This is a genomic window from Saccharothrix hoggarensis (genome assembly GCF_042678885.1).
GTDB classification, from domain to species: Bacteria; Actinomycetota; Actinomycetes; order Mycobacteriales; family Pseudonocardiaceae; genus Actinosynnema; species Actinosynnema hoggarensis.
Map to the genome: position 1 here is coordinate 62,656 of NZ_JBHTLK010000005.1, position 16,858 is coordinate 79,513.

Here is a 16,858-nt window from a genome sequence, read left to right on the forward strand (position 1 = left end):
CGTCATGGAGAAGGCGCGCACGTTGGCCGCCGAGCTGATCGCCCACCACGAGAGCGGCCTGGTCACGGCGCAGGAGCTGTACGCCGCGTCGCCCGCCGACGAGCTGGCCGCCGGCTTGGTCGTCCACCACCAGGCCGGCTTGGCCACCGCGCGGGAGCTGTACGCGGTGCTGACGACCGGGCCGCTGGAGCCCGCGCCGCAGGCCTCCGGCGGCGCCGTCGTCACCGTCGAGGACGGCGACTAGCAACACCAGAACCCCGAGGCAGGCAGCGCCGAACCCCAACCCCCGCAGGGTTCGTTGACGCGCCGTCTCGGCGGCAGCGCGCGGTGGTGTCTCCGGCGAGAGCACCACCGCGCGCTGCCAACCCCAGCGAGACCGGCTGTCCCCTTCCCCCTCGGAGGTTCCGTCATGACCCAGCCGAAGCACGGCCAGATCGTGGAGTACCGCGGCAAGCTCGGGTTGCAGGCCGTCCGGCCCGCGCTCGTCGTCGCGTCCGTCGACAACCTCGACCCGCGCGGTGTCGAGAACGACCCGCGGCTGGCGTTGGACTCGCCGACGCACGCCCACCTGCTCGTGTTCACCCCGAGCGACGGCGGCTTCTTCATGGAGTTCAACGTCGCGTCGGGCGACGGCCCCGGCGAGTGGCAGCCGCTGGTCGACCAGCACGGTCCCGCGCCCAGCTCGGAGGACGCCTACCGCCGCGCCGGTGAGTGCATCGCCCAGGCGCAGGCGCAGAACGACCACAGGTCGGCCGCGCTGCTGGACGCCGGTCGCACGTGGATCACGCTGGCCGAGTCGCTGGACCGCCGGCCGCGCCGCCGACCGGCGCGCGGAGGAGGCGACACCCGGTGACCGGGACCGAGTTCGACTGGTTCGCGAAACCGGTCGAGGCGGGCGGCGTCCGGTGGACGGTGCACGCGGCGGCCGACCCGGACCGTGACGCGATGGTGCAGCGCTGCCGGGACTGCGGCGTCGTGCTGCGCGACAAGACGCTGTTGCAGCGCGACCTGGCCGAGCTGGCGGACACCGGCAGCGCGCTGGTCTGGTACGCGGTCGGTGCGCGCGTCGGCACGGACGGCATCGGCGAGGTCCGCGGGCTCTGCTACTTCGAGATCGGAGACCGGCCGCTGCAACCCGACGAGCAGCCCTGCACGCGGGAGGTCGGCGATGCCACGGCGACGCCCGAGTCCTGATGCCGAGTGGGGCGCCTGGCTGGCGGTGAGCGCCGCGGTGTTCGCCACGCTGGAGGGGCACGCGTTGCTGCGGCGGGTTCACGAGCGGACGCTGTCGGCGACGCTGCGCCGCTGGCTCGGCATCCGGCCGTCCCGCTGGTACCGCGCCGCCGCGTCGGCCGCGTTCCTCGGGTTCCTCGCGTGGCTGGCACTGCACATCGTCGTCGCCGTCGACCGGGACGAGGAGGTGCGCGATGGCACGCCGTAGGCCGTCGATCCTGCCCCGCGGCGGCGCGTGGGTGGCCACCTACCCGCGCGTCGGGTTCACCGACGACGTGGAGTCGTTCGAGGACCGCGAGCGTGCCTTCGAGTGGATGGCCGAACGCCTGCCGCCCCAGCGCGACCGGGCGGTCTCAATCAGCGTCGAGCGGTCCTACCCGCTCCAGGACGGCCTCGCCGCGGTGCCTCGCTGGACGCCCACCCGTCATCGCCGCTGACCGGGTCGCCGTCTCGTAGTCCCGAGCCCGCCACAGGCCGCAGTACGTCGGGGGGTGCCAGTGGACGAGCTCAGCGCGCAAGCACGTGCCGCCTACGCCTCCGGCTGGGCGGCGTCCGGCGGTCCCATGACCGACCGGGTGCGCGCCGGATGCCTCGCCGCCGTGGAGCTGGCCTGTCGGAACCACCTCGACCCGGACGTCTTCGAGACCACGATGCGTCTCGGACAGCTGGAAGGCGTGTGGGCCGCCGTGTACGAGCGGCGCGAACAGCTCTACGTCGACCACACCGCGCACGCCTTGGCCACCTGGCAGGAACTCGTGTGGACCACGGTGGACATCGGTGGCGCGGTGCTGGCGTTCCGCCGCCGGATCAACCTCGCCAGCGAGGCGGCGGCCGATGACGAGGACGACCTGGTCGCCGAGGCGGTCGCCGCGGCCCTGCTGCTGCTGACCAGCGTGCTGGCCGACCGCTCGGACTCGCGCTACGTGGCGCTGCTCGCCGCCCTCACCGAAGCGCTGAAGAACGCCGCGGCCGAGGGCGTGGTCACCGCGATGGCGCTGGCGGCCGAGCAGATCGGCATCGTCGGCCTGGACCTGGACCTGGTGTTCGCCGACGCCTACGCCGACGTCGCCGACCCGAGCGACGACGCCCGCGTGCTGCTGGAGCAGATCGTGACGGCCACGGCCGCGGACCTCGCCCGGCTGCTGACCCGGCTCACCCGCAGCGGCGCCGACCACGACGAGATGCTGGCCGAGGTCGACGCGTACCTCGCCGACAACGAACCCCGCGGTCTGCGTACCCAGGTCGACGTCGGGATCGGCGCGGCCCTCACCCGCGCGGCCACCGGCTGGTACACGGCTCACGGTGTCCGATCCGTGGACTTCGTGACCGTGGGCGGCGCGCAGGTCTGCGTGCACTGCATGGACGAGGAGTCGAAGAACCCGCACCTGATCAGCGACGTCCTGCATCCCCCGATCCACCCGTTCTGTCGCTGCACGTTGGTGCCGACCTCTCCCATTCGCCTGCTCGACGTGTCGAGATACCTCACCGGAGGAACCGATGTATGACGCCAACGCGCGGTTGCTGTGGACATCCGCCGACTGGGGCGGAACGTTCGCCGCCAACAAGACCTCCGGGCTGATCAACCTGCGCGAGGTGGCCGATGTGTGGCTCGCGGTCGCGGTCACCGGAGCGGCCGGCGGCACCGCGCCGACGCTGGACGTCGTCCTGGACCTGCGCGACAACGCCGCGCCCCTGCCGAACTGGTTCCTCGGCGCCCTGGCCGTCGACCCGATCACCGCCGGCGCGTCGGCCAAGCACACCGCCGGCGGGCTCCACATCGCCACCAAACCGCTGGTGCTGCCCGAGTACGGCCGGATCCGGGCGACGCTCGGCGGCACCAGCCCCACGTTCGCCGGGGTCACCGTGAGCCTGTTCGGGCGGTGAAGCCGGTGGTCGAGTCCGGGATGATGCGCCGCCTCCGTGAGCAGCGCGCCGCCGACACCGACGTCTTCGTGGACGCAGTGCTCGCCGCGCTGGATGTCCCTGAAGTGCGCGCCAGGATCGCCGAGATCGCCGCCCAGGCCGCGCGGGCTGCGCAGCCACGAGCCGGTCAAGGTCGGGGAGGAGGTGCACGCCGTGGCAGGTAAGCCCCTGGCGACCTTCAACGGCACCGCCATCCGGCCTGGCGTCAGCCGCAACGGGCGGCTCTACACGCGCAAGCTCATCGCCCAGGCCGTGACGCGGGCGCAGGAGCGGCTGGCGACCCCGGACGGGATGCCGCTGACGATGCTCACGCACCACGACGCCAAGGACGACTCCACCCGGATCGTCGGACGCGTGGTCAGCCTGACCCTGGAGCGCGACGGCAGCGCCGCCTACGAAGCCGTCCTCGCCGACACCCCCGAGGCCCGCAAGATCCTGGAGCTGATCGAGCCCGACGCGAACGGCCAGCGGTTCCTCGCGGGTGTGTCCATCCGCGGGTTCTGGCTCGGCGCGGTGCGCCAGGAGATCCACGCGGGCCAGACGGTCGAAACCGCCGACGACCTCGAACTGGACGGCTTGGACTTCACGCGCAGCCCCGGTGTCGCCGGTGCCGACGTCGACCAGGTGTTCCGCGTCGAGTCCGCCCAGCCCGCCGAGACCACCTCGGCGCGGGCCGCAATCCACGAGTCCGCCCCGGACGCCCCCCTGCTGCTGGTGGAGGCCAGCGAGGAGAAGGAGACCGCAATGCCCCCCTCCAGCACCGCCACGCCCACCCCCGCCGCCATCCCGGACCGCACGCCGTACGCCGACAACGGGTACAGGGACGGCCAGAAGCGCTACCGGCTCGGCACCCCGCAGGAGGCGATCACCGCCTACCTGGCGTTCAGCGACCGCGCGGTGGTCGAGAGCTACACCTCCCAGCAGGTCAAGCGCGCCAAGGCCCGCATCGCCCGCGCTCTGGAGGCCTTCGACCTGACCGCGACGGGCGGCGTTGTCGTCAGCGCGCCGCGCCCGGTCGGCGAGAACGCCGAGGTCACCGAGTACTGGGGCGGCGACGACGGCAGCTTCTACGTCGAGCTGACGAACGGCGCGATCAGCGTGCGGATCTCGTCGTGGTGCTGCCCCGTCGACCAGCTCGCCACGGTCGGCAAGGCGGCGATGGACGGCGCGGTGGCCGCGCTGCTCGCCGTCGACCCCGATCTGGACGGCCACGTGAGCACCGGCGAGACCGCCGACCCCGACGACGTGTCCGAGACGGACACGCCTTCCTCGGACGCGTCCGCGGCCGGGAGTTCAACCCCAGCGGCGCCCGATTCGGCCGTCGACCCCACTACGCAGGAAACGGAGGAGCCCGCCGTGAGCGAGCCCACCACCCCGGCCGCCGGCACCCCGGCGGCCGTCACCCTCTCCACCGACCAGTTCCAGGAGCTGCTGGCCGCCGCCCGCGGCGGTGCCCCGGTGCCCGCGCCCGCCGAGGCGGCCGCGCCGCCGCCGGCCGCGCAGGAGACCGCCGACCAGCGGATCGCGCGCCTCATCGCGGAGAAGGTGGCCGCGGCCACCGCGCCCGTCGCGGAGACCGAGGACGAGAAGATCGACCGCCTGGTCCAGGAGGCCCTGGCGCGCAACGGCGCCGCTCCGGCCGTGCAGGAGACCGAGGAGCAGCGCATCGACCGGCTGGTCCAGGAGAAGTTGACCGCCGCGATCCAGGCGCAGGCCCAGCAGGGCGGCGCTCCGGCCCGCAAGGGCCTGGTGGCCGGTGGTGCGACCACGACCGCGCCGGTCGGCGAGAGCGCGGCCGCCGTGACCGCCCCGGACGGGTTGCCCGAGAGCTGGCCGCAGAAGCCGCTGCACCTCTACACGGAGGACGAGCGGCAGTCGTACCTCCTGCCGGCGGTCGAGGCCGGGATCATGGGCAACCGGTCGGTCGTCGTCCAACAGCCCGCCGCCCAGTAGGCCCCGTCGCCGACCCGAACCGAGGGATCGGGTCGGCACAGATCCACATAGGACTCCCCTCGTCTTGACCGCCAACCACCGGTTGGTGCCGCCCGGCAGTGATGGTCACCAGCAGGCCCGCCCCGCATCCGCGACGGCGGGCTTTTTCGCGCCCTAGCAACGTGATCACACTCGGAGGACAGCACCCATGTACGGTGCGGAACTGCGTGAGGCCCTGAACGCCGCTGGCGCTCCGGCCCTCATCCCCAAGATCATCGACCCCCTGCTGTTGGAGTACCAGCGGCGCTACGCGCCCCTGCTGCGGGCCATCCCGAGCTTCCGGTGGGGCACGGACGTCTACCACTTCAACAGGCGCACGGCGAACCCCAACGGCGGGTTCGTCACGGACGGCGGCGCACGGCCCGTCACCCACAGCACGTACGTGCAGAACAACTTCCAGATGCGCCACCTCCAGGTGGTCGGCGGCGTGACGGGCTACGCCCAGGAGGTCACCCGCCAGGTCATCGGCAACCTCCGCGCCACGGAGATCGAGGGCTCCATCCAGGGTCTGTACTGGGACATGGAGACCGCGGTCCTGTGGGGCAACGAGGGCGCGACCCAGTACGGCGCGTACCCGCAGTTCTCGGGCTTCGACTCGCTGCTGAGCAACTACAGCGGCGCCGAGCAGAACGCGCTCGACATGGCGGGCGGGTCGCTGTCGCTGTCCATGCTGGACCGGCTGGCGGACATGGTGGAGACCAACGCCGCGATGTCCGTGTTCAGCTCGGACTGGATGTTCGTGATGAGCAACACCGCCGAGTCGCGGATCGCTCAGCTGCTCCAGAACCAGCAGCGGTTCATGAACTCGGTGGAGGTCGCCGCAGGCCTGTTGGTCCCGAGCTACCGGAACATCCCGATCGTCAAGTCCTCGTTCCTGAGCACCCGCGGCTACAGCCTCGGCACGGTCACCTCGGCGACGGCGACGACCGGCGGCAGCCTCCCGGCGGCCACCTACTTCTACAAGGTGTCCGCGGTGGTGGCCCGGCAGGGTGAGATCGCCGCGTCCGCCGAGGTGTCGCAGGCCACCACCGGCGCGGCCTCCACGGTGACGTTGTCGTTCTCGCCGCCCACCGGCCTGGACGGCGCTTCACCGATCCTCTACAAGGTCTACCGGTCGACCGCGACCGGTACCCAGACGTTGCTGGGAGTCGTGGACGCGACCGTGGGCGTCGGGTCGGACGGCGTCACGCCGATCGCCACGACGTCCATTGTGGACGACGGCGTGAAGCTGACGCCGAAGAACGGCTCCACGATCCCGGCGACCAACCCGCCGGTGTACCAGGGCACGAACACCAACAAGTTCCCGCCCACGGCGGGCCAGGAGAGCATCTTCCTGGTGCCGCGCGACCGGTCGATCCTGTGCCGGCCCTACGTTCGCGAGCTGACCCCGGTCGACGTCTACCCGACCACCCAGGCCCCGGACACGCTGCCCTACGCGATCGTCTCCGACACCACGCTCGCCCTGCGTGCGCCGAAGTTCATCGGCGGGGCGTACCGCGTCGGCGTCGCGCTCTGACCCTTCCCGCTCGTGCTGGTGGTCGACCGGCTGCACCCGGTCGACCACCAGCACACCCCTCACTGTCTGGAGTGGACAGACATGGTTCTGATCGTGAAGAAGCGGGCGGGTGGCGACTCCTTCGGCAACCGCTGGGAGGAGGACGGCGCGGCCGTGGACGTTCCACCGGAGCAGGCCGCCGCGCTGTTGGTGATCCCGGACGGCGGGTTCAGCGAGCAGGCGGAACCGGAAGCGCCCGCTGGTGACGTGCCCGAACCGCCGACCCTGGACGTCGAGGTGGAGGCCCACCTGATGCACGCCCAGTGGCTCTCCGAGCACGAGCCGCCGGCCGTGCAGCCCGCGCCGATCGCCCCGCAGCCCGCGGTCGTGACCGGACCGGACACGCCCTCGGCCCCCGCCCCGCAGCCCGCGCCCAAGAAGCAGCCCGTCCGCGGGCAACGCACCAAGGAGTGAAGCGCCGTGTCCGCAGACATGCCCATCCCGCTGTGCTCGATGGATGAGCTGAAGGCCGGGGCGTTCGCGGACCTGGCGCAGGCGTTCGATGACACCGCGTTGGCGCGCACCCTCGCGCAGGCGACACGGGCGTGCGAAACCGAGGTCGGTCGACGCCTCGCCCCGTTCATCGGCCTGACCGAGTCGCACCGGCTTGACGGCGTCGACCCGGACGAGTACGGCGCGTCGACCAACCTCCCCCTGGACCTCGCCGGCTCCCTCGGCAGGTCCAGGGGGCTTTCGCTCAGCACCGGCGGCGACCTCGTGCGGCACCTGTGGTTGCACCAGAGCGCACCGCACTACCCGGACCTGTGGTCCTACACGAACGTGCAGGTCACGCTGACCCGGTCCTACGGCGGCAGCCAGGTACTGGGCATCGACCAGTTCGACGGTCCCGAGCCCGACACCGGACACCTGTGGTTCCGGCTGGGCACCTGGGCGCCGCTCGGGTCGTTCGCGCGGGTCGTCTACTCCGGTGGCTACCACACCGTGCCGGCCGACTTGGAGCGCGCGTGCAAGTACATGGCCGCGGCCATCCTCTGCCGGGAGCTGGCACCCCTCGGCGGAGGTCAGCAACACGACGCCTCCGAGCTGGAGCAACAGGCGGTCGCCTGGCTTTCCCCCTACATGAGGGCGGACTAGCCGATGCCCGGCAAGCCCGCGCGGCGCAGGACGTCGAGCAGCGCGGCCAAGCACGCCGTCAGGTTCGCGCCCCGCGGCCGCCGCGTGATGTCCGAGGACACCAAGGACAAGATCTCCGAGGCGCTGATCCGCTACCACCGCACCCGGCACGGCGCGCGGAGTCGGGCCAGCTCGTCCCGCCGTAGTCCGACTGCCGCAGGCGTACGCGGGCGCAAGCCCAAGCTGATCGGCGTCGACTCCCGCGGGCGAGGGAAGTTCAACCCTCGCGACAGGTTGTTGAACACGCGGGTCAACCGCAAGCGCGGTCGCCGCGTCGTGATCAGCCGCCGACTGCGCGACACCCGCGTCCAGTTCCGCCGACGCCTGCGTACCAACAGGGTGTGGACCAGCCGGCGCGGCGGCCGTAGCCGAAGGAGGCGATGAGAATGCCGGGCCTCGCCGACGCGATCAATCGTGAAGCGGATTGGCTGCGCACCCACGGCGACGAGCTGCCCGCGCTGTTGAAGGAGCACGGCGGACCGTTCGAGGTCGTTCAGGGCAGGTCCATGCGGTCGCCGAACACGCGCAAACAGGCCCTGTACCTGACTCACGCCACCTACAGCGACAGCAGGTGGGGCAACGCCCGCAAGCTCGGCACGTACAGCTTCCGCCTGGCCGTGCACTGGCCGGTCGGCTCGACGGTCACCAGCATCGACATCGCCGAGCGCGAGCAGCAGGCGCTGGACGAGGCGTTGGAGTTGGTCGTCGCCCGCATCCGCGGACTGATGGGGGACCACACCCACGGCGGCCGGTTCCTGGCGGTGGCCGAAGCCCCGGTCGATTCGACCATCAACGTCCAGTACGAGCCGCCGGAAAAGACCCTTCCGGAGGGCGTTCTGCGCGCCGAGGTGCTGTACCAGGCGCAGGACCAAGCGTTCATCTAGACGCCGCCCGATCCGTCCTTCCCTTGCCCTGCTTGGAGTTTCGCCATGCGTCAACGCAACGTCTCTGGCACGACCGTCGTCGTGCCCGGAATCCCGGCCGAGGTCGAACCCGATGAGGTGGTCGACCACCCGCTGTTGATCAGCGGGTTCGAGCTGGTCGAGACCAGTCCGCCGAAGACCAAGAAGACCGCGGTCCGGGAAGCCCCGACCGACTACGTGACGCCCGCTGCCCGCACCGCGACCGTCGAGGAGTGACGACGTGACCAAGCTCTCCCGCCTCACGAAGTTGGCGTTCGCGCCGGAAGCCACGTCGGGAACCTACCTCGCGCCCTCCTTCGGTCTGCCGTTCGACAAGGCGGACTACGAGGACGTCATCACCGAGCTGCGCGACGAGTCGTACCGCAACAACGACACCGTGCTCCAGGGCCTCTACCCCGGAGCCGCGCACTCGACCTGGTCCATCGACGTCCTGGCCTACCCCGACTTGATGGGGCACTGGCTGCGGGCGATGATCGGCCCGGACACCGTGACGGCAGGCGTTTCCACCACGCTGGCAGCCGCCGTCGCGGCAACCGGCGCGGTGTCGATCTCGACCACGGCCAGCATCCCTGCGGGCTCGACCATCCGCATCGGCACCGGCACCCTGGCCGAGTACGCGATCACCGGCGCGCCCACCGGCGCCGGTCCGTACACGATCCCGATCACCTCCCCCACCGGCGGTCTGACCAAGACGCACCTCTCCGGTGCGACCGTGGTCTCCGCGTCCACGCACACGTTCAAGCAGGACGGCGGCGCGGCGAAGCGGACGTTCTCGCTGTCGGTGAACGACACCACCAACGCGGTGCGCGGGTACTCCTGGGCGACGCTGTCCGACCTCGCGCTGAAGATCGACCCGAAGGGCGCGGTGTCCTGCTCGTTGCAGTTCGTCGCGATGCCCGGCGTGGAGCAGGCCGACTTCACGCCGTCCTACGTCGACCAGCCGCCGATCCTGGGCTGGCAGTGGGCCATGACCAACGCCGGTGCCGCGTCGACGCGTGGCCTGACGTTGGACTACACGATCAAGCGTGCCGTCGAGCCGGTCCACGGCTCCACCGGCGTGCAGGCGCCCCGCGAGATCTTCGCGGGCGCGCTCACCTCCGAGTTCTCGTACTCGGCGGTGTTCGAGAACCGGGTCGATCTGGAGCTGTACGAGCGGTATCGGCAGATGCCGACCGTGGCCACCCTGACCCAGCCGGTGCACCTCGGCGGCTGCTCGCTGGCGCTGACCATGAGCAAGTCGGGCTACACCAAGGGCACCCGCGATCTGAGCAACGCCTACGTGCAAGCCGCCTTCTCCGGCTCCGGCATCTACAACGCCACCGATGGCGGGGCCATCGCGGCGGAGCTGAAGAACTTCGTGACCGCGCCCTACTAGGCGAGCGAGCACGGCATGTTCGACCCGACGCCGCTGGCAGCGATACCAGCGGCGTTTTTCTTTGCCTACCAACGGTTTTTCCGGTTCGCCCGTACATGCGGGCCGTGCTGGGGGGACCGGAACCCCTCACGTCAAGGAGATCGCTATGGCGGGCTACGCCAACCGCGTCATCACGCTGCACTTCCCCGAGTTGTCCGAGGAGGGCGACGACGTCTTCGTGGTGATGCGCAACCCGAAGACCGTCACGCTGTCGACGTTGGAGGTCGAGGCGGTCAGAACGAACGCCGATGGTGCGCCGGACGACGGCGAGGCGTCGAAGGTCGTCAACGGCCTCATGTCGCGTCTGATCATCGGCGGCAGGCTCTACGACGCGAGCGTCGACGGTGTGGACGCGGCCGGCGAACCGCTGGACCAGCCGTTGCTGACCTACCCGCTCGGTCCCGAGGACGCGGCGAAGCTGCCGATCGAGGTGATCACGGGGATCAGCGAGAAGATCCACGCGGCCCAGACCCCTCGCTAGAGCCCGGAAGCCCCTACCTCGAAGACGTCATCTGGGCGGCCGAGTCGATCTACGAGGGCACATGGGCATCCGGGCCGCCGCCGCCGGAGTTGGTGGACTTCGAGCTGATGAAGTACATGGGCTGGTCCTGGCCCGAGCTGGAGGCGACTCCGGAGTACGTCCGGAGGTTCGCCTGGGATCTGATGCAGATCAAGCTGACGGCGGAGAACGGCGCTCGGGAGCGGGAGATCCGCAGCGCCAGGGACTCCGGGCCGTAGCGGTCACAGGGAAAGGTGCGTGCTGGTGTCCGTCGAGCTGACTCCCGCCCGGATGCGGCGGCTGTTCGACCATCTCGGTGCCACGGCGGTGAAGCGCAGCGAGCAGACGCTGGTGGCCTTGGCCGACCTGGTGGTGAACCAGGCCCGGATCAACGCGTCGAGCGGACGGCACCCGTACGGCACGCCGACCCCGGCGCGGCCGGGGTCGGGGCCGGCCATCATCTCGCAGACGCTGGTCAACTCGATCGTGCGCACGAAGGTGCGCGTCACGGGGGCCGCGGGCCAGGAGATCCTGGTGGGGATCGCACCGAACCGGTACCCGGTCTACAACGGCCGCGTCCACAAGGTCGCGTCCTCGCGGTACGGCCTGGCCCTGGAGACCACGGTCGGCGGCCGCCGCGGCCTGTACCCGTTCCTCGGGCCGGCCGCGCGGTTCGTCGTGACCATTCCGGCGGTCCACGTCTACAGGCGCATCCTCGGCGCCGGTGACTGGCTGAGGCTCTGACGCCAACGCCGCGCCACCCACCTCCTCGCTGATCGTCCCGAGCAGTTCCCCGAGGAGGTGGTGGCGCGGTGTCGCAGGAGGTGGCAGACCTCTACATCAAGCTGAGCAGCAACGCCCGCTCGCTGATCCCCGACTTCACGGCCGCGGGCCGGGCCGGGGAAGGCATGGCCAAGCAGGTCCGCGGCTCCACCGACAATCTGGATCGCGCCTACAACCAGGCCGCCATCGCGGCGCAGACGACGGCGAAGCGGACCTCGCAGGCCATCGACCAGATCGTGGCGTCCTACCAGCGCGCCGGAACTGCCGCCGCCCAGCTCGCCGCACGGGTGAAGGCCTCGATGGCGGCCATCGTCCGGGCAGAGAAGGGCGCGGCCGACGCCGCCACGACCCTGGAAGCCAAGCTGCGCAAGAGCGTGGACGCGCTGGTGGTGTCGCACGAGCGGGCCGCGAAGTCACAGCTGCGCCTGGAGGCCGCGTCCGCGGCGACCGCGGCGAAGGTCGCCGCAGCGCAGGACAAGATCACGGCGTCGGCTGCCGGGATGGCCGCGAAGGTCGCGGCCGCCGGGGCTCGCGTCGCCGAGGCAGACGACAAGATCGCGGCGTCGGCTGCCGGGATGGCCGCCAAGGTTGCGGCCGCCGGGGCTCGCGTCGCCGAGGCAGACCACAAGATCGCGGCGTCGGCTGCCGGGATGGCCGCCAAGGTCGCGGCGGCCAACGACCGGATCGTCGCCTCGAACCACCGCACGCTCGCCAGCGAGGCGGCGGCGATCGCCCGCGTAGAGCAGGCCAGCGCCGCCACGGTGGTGGCCAACAACCGTGCCGCCGCGTCGCACGCCTCCCTGGCCGCCCGCACGGCGCAGTCGGCGGCGGCTCAGGTCGCGGCCGCCAACCGCATGGCCACGGCGCAGTTGACCCTGGAGCGGCGGACGACCGAGACCGCGCTGAGCATCGTGCAGGCGCACACCAAGGCCGCGAAGTCCGGGGTCGACCTGGAGAAGGCGCTCCGCCGGCAGGTGGACGCCCAGACCGAGGCAGGCGACCTCATCGTCCGCTCGCACGGCGTGGTCTCGCGGTCGATGGAGGAGACCGCGCTGAAGCAGCGCGACGACGTCGAGCGGATGCGCGCCCAGACGATCAAGCTCGCCAGCGCGTTCGAGGAGCAGGAACGGAAGGCGACGGCCGCGAACTACGCGATGGCCGAGGCTCTGGACGACACCGCCGGCCGGTCGATCAAGTCGTTGGAGGGCAAGCGGCAGGCGCTGGCCGACACCGCCGTGGCGCTCACGATGGTGGCGACCGTCGCCACCGGCATGTCGGTGAAGATGGCGGGCGACTTCGAGCTGGGCACCACCCGCCTGGTCACCTCGGCCGGTGAGCTGCGGTCCAACCTGGACATGGTCCGCGACGGGCTGCTGCGGATGTCCGGCGAGGTCGGCTACAACACCAACGAGCTGATCAATGCCCTGATCAGGGTCAACTCGGCGGGCTACCACGGTGCCGAGGGGTTGGACATCCTGCGCTCGGCCGCGCAGGGCGCCAAGGCGGAGAACGCCGACCTGGTGACCGTGGCCGACGCGGTGACGTCGGTGATGGCGGATTACCGGCACATGGGCTACTCGGCGGCCGACGTCACGACCAAGCTGATCGTCGCCACGTCGCAGGGCAAGACGACCATGCAGGAATTGGCGGGCTCGCTGTCGGCCGTGCTGCCGATCGCGTCGTCGGCCAAGATTTCGTTCGAGGACATCGTCGGCGCGCAGGCGTCGATGACCGTGCACGGCATGTCCGCCCGGCAGGCCGCGCAGAACCTCGCCGACGCCATTCGGCACATGCTCGCACCGACGCAGGTTCAGGCGAAGGAGTTGGGACAGCTCGGGCTGTCCGCGCAGGATCTCGCGCAGATGGTCAGCGAAAAGGGCCTCACCGGCACGCTGAACCTCCTCTCCCAGACGATCTTGTCGAAGATGGGTCCGAGCGGGAAAGTCATGCTCGACGCGTTCAATCAGAGCAAGGACGCCGCGGCCGCCGTCAACGACATGATCAAGGCAATGCCGAAGCCAGTGGCGGACCTGGCAATCGCCTACCGCGACGGCACTATCTCGTTGGGCGACTACAAGGCGGCGATGAAGGCGCTGCCGTCCGATCAGGCGGGCCTGGCGAAGCAGTTCATGAGCCTGTCCGACCGCGCGAGCGGCTTCACCGACCTGCTGAAGCAGGGCACCCCGGCGGCGCAGTCCTATCAGGATGCGCTCAGGCGGGTCATGGGTGACGCCACCGGCCTGAACGTGGCCCTGATGTTGACCGGCCACAACACCGCGTACACGACCGAAGCGGTGAAGAACATCACCGCCGCCACGGCCGACGCCAGCGGCAACGTTCTCGGCTGGACCGACATCCAGGAGACGTTCAACCAGTCCATGTCGGAAGCGACCGCCGGCGTGCAGGCACTGGCAACCAAGGTCGGCATGGAACTCCTGCCCGGATTCCGCAGGGCAATGGACGTCGTCTCCAAGGCGACATCCTGGTTGTTGGAACACGAAGGCGCTGCGCGGGGTCTCGCGACGGCTATCGGCGTGGGTCTCGTGCTGGCGTTGTCCGTGGCCACGGCGTGGGTCTGGTCGTTCGCGGCGGCAATGTGGGCCACAGGTATTCCCCAGGTCATCATCGCGATCACGGCCATCGGGATCGCACTCTACGCCCTCGCCGACAGGTTCGACCTGGTCGAACGGCTGGTCAAGCCGTTCGCGCGTTGGATGCGGGGGCTTTTCGCGGAACTGAGAGAAATCCTCACGCCGTGGATCAACCTGGTCAAATTCGAGCTGATCAAGACCTGGCACGCCTTCGTTGAAGAAATCCGCGAGCACGCGCCGGTGATCAAACATTACATCGCGGTCGCCGCAGGTCACGCGCGCGATATGCTGGACAAACTGCGCGCCTGGCTCCAGGACAACGGACCGGCAATCAAGGAGCACATCAAAGAAGCGTTTCGCATTTTCCGCGATTACGTGATTCCGACCGTTGTTTGGTTCGCTACGAAACTGTTCGACCTGTGGCGCACGGCCGTTTTCGTTTGGACCGCCATCGGCAAAGTCGTGATGTACTTCGTAGAGCTGGTCATCGACATAGTCGACGGTCTGAAGACATTCTTCAAGGGCTGGATCGACTTCTTCCGTGGCGTTTTCACTGGCGACTGGAGCTTGGTATGGAAGGGGCTCCAAGGGATCTTCAGCGGATTCTTCAAAATTCTCCTGGCTCTGGCGAAATTCGGGCTCAAAAGCCTGGGGGCGCTGTTTCAAGGATTCGGAAAGGGCCTGGCGCAGATCCTCGGTGTCGACCTCGACCGCGTCCACGCGAAGTTCACCGACGGATTCATCGAATCCGGCCAAAAGGTCAACCGCATAATGGAGTCCCTGGGGCTGGAGGTGCCCGCCCACCTTCGCCTCATGGACCGCCTGGGCCAAAAGGAAACGTCCACTTTCAAGGACAACCTGGCCCAGAGGTTCATGGAGATAAAATACGGTGCCGTGCTGACCTTCGATGAGCTGAAGGACCGGGTCACGGATAAGCTCGGGTTGATCGGCGACGCGACAAACCAGGGCTTGGATTTCATCCGAGGTCTGTTCGGGCGCAAATTCGGATTGGCCAAGGGCGACAGCGAAATTGCGCTGGAATCTTTCCGTGTGTCGTCGTCCGGGATCATGGGCCGCTTGTCGGAACAGCTCGGAATCGACTTGGAGGGGATCAGGAGCAAGTTCGCCGAGAAGTTCGGCCAGTCCAAGATCAGCGGCGAGCAGATGCTCCAGGGCCTGAAGGACGCGGCGAGCGCGCTACTGCGGTCTATGGCCGAGGCGCTGGGCATCGACCTCGACATGATCGTGCTCGTGTTCCGGTCGCGGTTCGGCCAGTTGAAGACCGACAGCGAGATCGCGATGGAGTCGTTCCGCGAGGGCACGGCGGGCAAGGCGGCCCAGACGAAGACCGCGGTGACCGCCGAGCTGGAGGCGATGCGGCTCCAGGCCGAGGCGAAGCTGCTGGCGTCGCGGCTGGCCGCGGAGCGCGAGATGGGCCGCACGGTCGTGATCTCGTCCGACTCGGGCTCGGCACTGCGCAGGATCTTCGGGGAGGCCTGGGAGGCGGTGAGGTCCGGCACGGTGTCGAAGCTGGGCGACGTGCTCGGGTTCCTCACCGGCGTGCCCGGCTCGATCACTCGGATCTTCGGCGGGTCGAGCGGGTGGCTGTGGAGCCACGGCAACGGCACCCTGTCGGGCTTCCTGTCCGGCCTGAAGTCCAAGTGGGCCGAGGTCGTGTCCTTCATCGTCGGCATCGGACCGTGGATTCAGGCCAACAAGGGTCCGCTCGACGTCGACCGCAAACTGCTCATCCCCGCCGGTGACGCGATCATGAGCGGTCTGCTGACCGCGTTGAAGGCTGGCGGCGACCGGGTGCGCCGGTTCGTGCGGGAGTTCACCAAGGAGATCGCCGCGAGCGCGAGCGGTTCGGGCGCGATCGCCGGGAATCTGACGATCACCGCCAAACGGCCTGACGACGGCGAGAACGACGGCGCCCCCCGGTTCACTCCCGGCCCCTCCGGGGGTGGCGGCGGAGGCCAGGTCGTCAACGTCAAGGTGGTCGTTGAGGGCACGGTGATCGCCGAGCGCGATCTCCAACGCGCAGTCCAGCAGACCGTCCTGCGCTACGCGGTCCGCAACGCAGGCCCTGGCCTGAACCCCGCGTTCGGCGGCTGACCCCCCCATCAGGAAAGGAAAACTCGATGGCCACGTTCTACCGTCAGGCGCTCGCCCTCGCGGCGCAGAAGAAGTGGGACTGGCTCGCCGACAACATCGTGGCGACGCTGCACACCTCCGCCTACGTCCCCAACCTGGACACCCACGCCTTCGTGTCGTCGCTCACCAACGAGCTGCCGACCGCTGGCGGCTACACCGTGGGCGGGGTGAGCCTCAGCAGCAAGGCGGTCACCTACACGGCGGCGAACTCGTGGGGCACCTCCTGGACGGCGTCCACCGCGTACGCCGTCGAGTGGGTGGTGCGCCCGGCGGCCGCCAATGGCTTCCTGTACCGGGCCGTCACCGCCGGCACTTCGGGCGGATCGGCACCCGCGTGGAGCACCGTCGTGGGCAGCACCACCACCGATGGCGGGGTCACGTGGGAGAACGTCGGCCGCGGCGTGACGATGTTCGACTCGGCCGACCCGTCGTGGGCGGCCGCCACGTTCAGCGGCGCCCGGTACCTCGTCCTGTCCGACCGCACGCCGGGAACCGCCGCCACACAGCCGCTGTTGGCCCTGCACGACTTCGGGTCGGACCAGGCCGGGCAGGGCGGAACGTTCAGCGACCAGTGGTCCGCGCAGGGCATCGCCCTGATCTTCCACCCGTAGCGGACCACCGGTCGGTGACGGCTCGACAGCGGAGGAGGTGATCCGC

The 16,858-nt window shown here is 69.9% G+C and carries 19 protein-coding genes; all 19 read left to right on the plus strand.

Annotation, left to right across the window (positions count from 1 at the left end; all coding sequences use genetic code 11):
• Positions 1-4 precede the first annotated feature (4 nt).
• The 19 genes from ACFQ3T_RS02365 to ACFQ3T_RS02455 all read left to right on the plus strand — a co-directional run bounded on the left by ACFQ3T_RS02365 (position 5) and on the right by ACFQ3T_RS02455 (position 16,812).
• The gene (locus ACFQ3T_RS02365) at positions 5-244 is read left to right on the plus strand and encodes a hypothetical protein (RefSeq protein ID WP_380719224.1); all 240 of its coding nucleotides are present in this window, start codon (positions 5-7) and stop codon (positions 242-244) included.
• Positions 245-409: 165 nt separating this feature from the next.
• The gene (locus tag ACFQ3T_RS02370) at positions 410-853 is read left to right on the plus strand and encodes a hypothetical protein (RefSeq protein ID WP_380719227.1); all 444 of its coding nucleotides are present in this window, start codon (positions 410-412) and stop codon (positions 851-853) included.
• Positions 850-1,194: a hypothetical protein gene (locus ACFQ3T_RS02375; protein ID WP_380719229.1), complete on the plus strand. Its 345-nt coding sequence runs from the start codon at positions 850-852 to the stop codon at positions 1,192-1,194. The genes ACFQ3T_RS02370 and ACFQ3T_RS02375 overlap by 4 nt, the downstream gene beginning before the upstream one ends.
• The gene (locus ACFQ3T_RS02380; protein WP_380719231.1) at positions 1,169-1,441 is read left to right on the plus strand and encodes a hypothetical protein; all 273 of its coding nucleotides are present in this window, start codon (positions 1,169-1,171) and stop codon (positions 1,439-1,441) included. Before ACFQ3T_RS02375 ends, ACFQ3T_RS02380 begins: the two co-directional genes overlap by 26 nt.
• Positions 1,428-1,670: a hypothetical protein gene (locus ACFQ3T_RS02385; protein ID WP_380719233.1), complete on the plus strand. Its 243-nt coding sequence runs from the start codon at positions 1,428-1,430 to the stop codon at positions 1,668-1,670. Before ACFQ3T_RS02380 ends, ACFQ3T_RS02385 begins: the two co-directional genes overlap by 14 nt.
• 60 nt (positions 1,671-1,730) lie before the next feature.
• Positions 1,731-2,738, plus strand: coding sequence for a hypothetical protein (locus ACFQ3T_RS02390; protein WP_380719235.1), 1,008 nt, complete (start codon positions 1,731-1,733; stop codon positions 2,736-2,738).
• Positions 2,731-3,117: a hypothetical protein gene (locus tag ACFQ3T_RS02395; RefSeq protein ID WP_380719237.1), complete on the plus strand. Its 387-nt coding sequence runs from the start codon at positions 2,731-2,733 to the stop codon at positions 3,115-3,117. The genes ACFQ3T_RS02390 and ACFQ3T_RS02395 overlap by 8 nt, the downstream gene beginning before the upstream one ends.
• 192 nt (positions 3,118-3,309) lie before the next feature.
• Positions 3,310-5,109 carry a hypothetical protein gene (locus ACFQ3T_RS02400; RefSeq protein ID WP_380719239.1) on the plus strand — a complete coding sequence of 600 codons (1,800 nt, stop codon included), beginning with the start codon at positions 3,310-3,312 and terminating at the stop codon, positions 5,107-5,109.
• Positions 5,110-5,296: 187 nt separating this feature from the next.
• Positions 5,297-6,664, plus strand: a complete 1,368-nt coding sequence (locus ACFQ3T_RS02405) for an SU10 major capsid protein (protein ID WP_380719241.1) — start codon at positions 5,297-5,299, stop codon at positions 6,662-6,664.
• Positions 6,665-6,745: 81 nt separating this feature from the next.
• Entirely contained in the window at positions 6,746-7,117 is a 372-nt protein-coding gene (locus ACFQ3T_RS02410; protein ID WP_380719244.1) for a hypothetical protein, read from the plus strand.
• Positions 7,118-7,123: 6 nt separating this feature from the next.
• Complete coding sequence (locus tag ACFQ3T_RS02415; protein ID WP_380719246.1) at positions 7,124-7,798, plus strand: hypothetical protein; 675 nt, start codon at positions 7,124-7,126, stop codon at positions 7,796-7,798.
• 419 nt (positions 7,799-8,217) lie between these two features.
• Positions 8,218-8,721, plus strand: a complete 504-nt coding sequence (locus tag ACFQ3T_RS02420) for a hypothetical protein (RefSeq protein ID WP_380719248.1) — start codon at positions 8,218-8,220, stop codon at positions 8,719-8,721.
• A 45-nt stretch (positions 8,722-8,766) separates the two neighbouring features.
• The gene (locus tag ACFQ3T_RS02425) at positions 8,767-8,976 is read left to right on the plus strand and encodes a hypothetical protein (RefSeq protein ID WP_380719250.1); all 210 of its coding nucleotides are present in this window, start codon (positions 8,767-8,769) and stop codon (positions 8,974-8,976) included.
• A 4-nt stretch (positions 8,977-8,980) separates the two neighbouring features.
• Entirely contained in the window at positions 8,981-10,135 is a 1,155-nt protein-coding gene (locus ACFQ3T_RS02430) for a hypothetical protein (protein WP_380719252.1), read from the plus strand.
• Between the two features lie 145 nt (positions 10,136-10,280).
• Positions 10,281-10,655: a hypothetical protein gene (locus ACFQ3T_RS02435; RefSeq protein ID WP_380719255.1), complete on the plus strand. Its 375-nt coding sequence runs from the start codon at positions 10,281-10,283 to the stop codon at positions 10,653-10,655.
• 92 nt (positions 10,656-10,747) lie between these two features.
• Positions 10,748-10,912, plus strand: a complete 165-nt coding sequence (locus tag ACFQ3T_RS02440) for a hypothetical protein (RefSeq protein ID WP_380719257.1) — start codon at positions 10,748-10,750, stop codon at positions 10,910-10,912.
• A gap of 25 nt (positions 10,913-10,937) precedes the next feature.
• Entirely contained in the window at positions 10,938-11,417 is a 480-nt protein-coding gene (locus tag ACFQ3T_RS02445; protein WP_380719260.1) for a hypothetical protein, read from the plus strand.
• Positions 11,418-11,485: 68 nt separating this feature from the next.
• Complete coding sequence (locus ACFQ3T_RS02450) at positions 11,486-16,162, plus strand: phage tail tape measure protein (protein ID WP_380719262.1); 4,677 nt, start codon at positions 11,486-11,488, stop codon at positions 16,160-16,162.
• A gap of 26 nt (positions 16,163-16,188) precedes the next feature.
• Positions 16,189-16,812 carry a hypothetical protein gene (locus tag ACFQ3T_RS02455; protein ID WP_380719264.1) on the plus strand — a complete coding sequence of 208 codons (624 nt, stop codon included), beginning with the start codon at positions 16,189-16,191 and terminating at the stop codon, positions 16,810-16,812.
• Positions 16,813-16,858 lie beyond the last annotated feature (46 nt).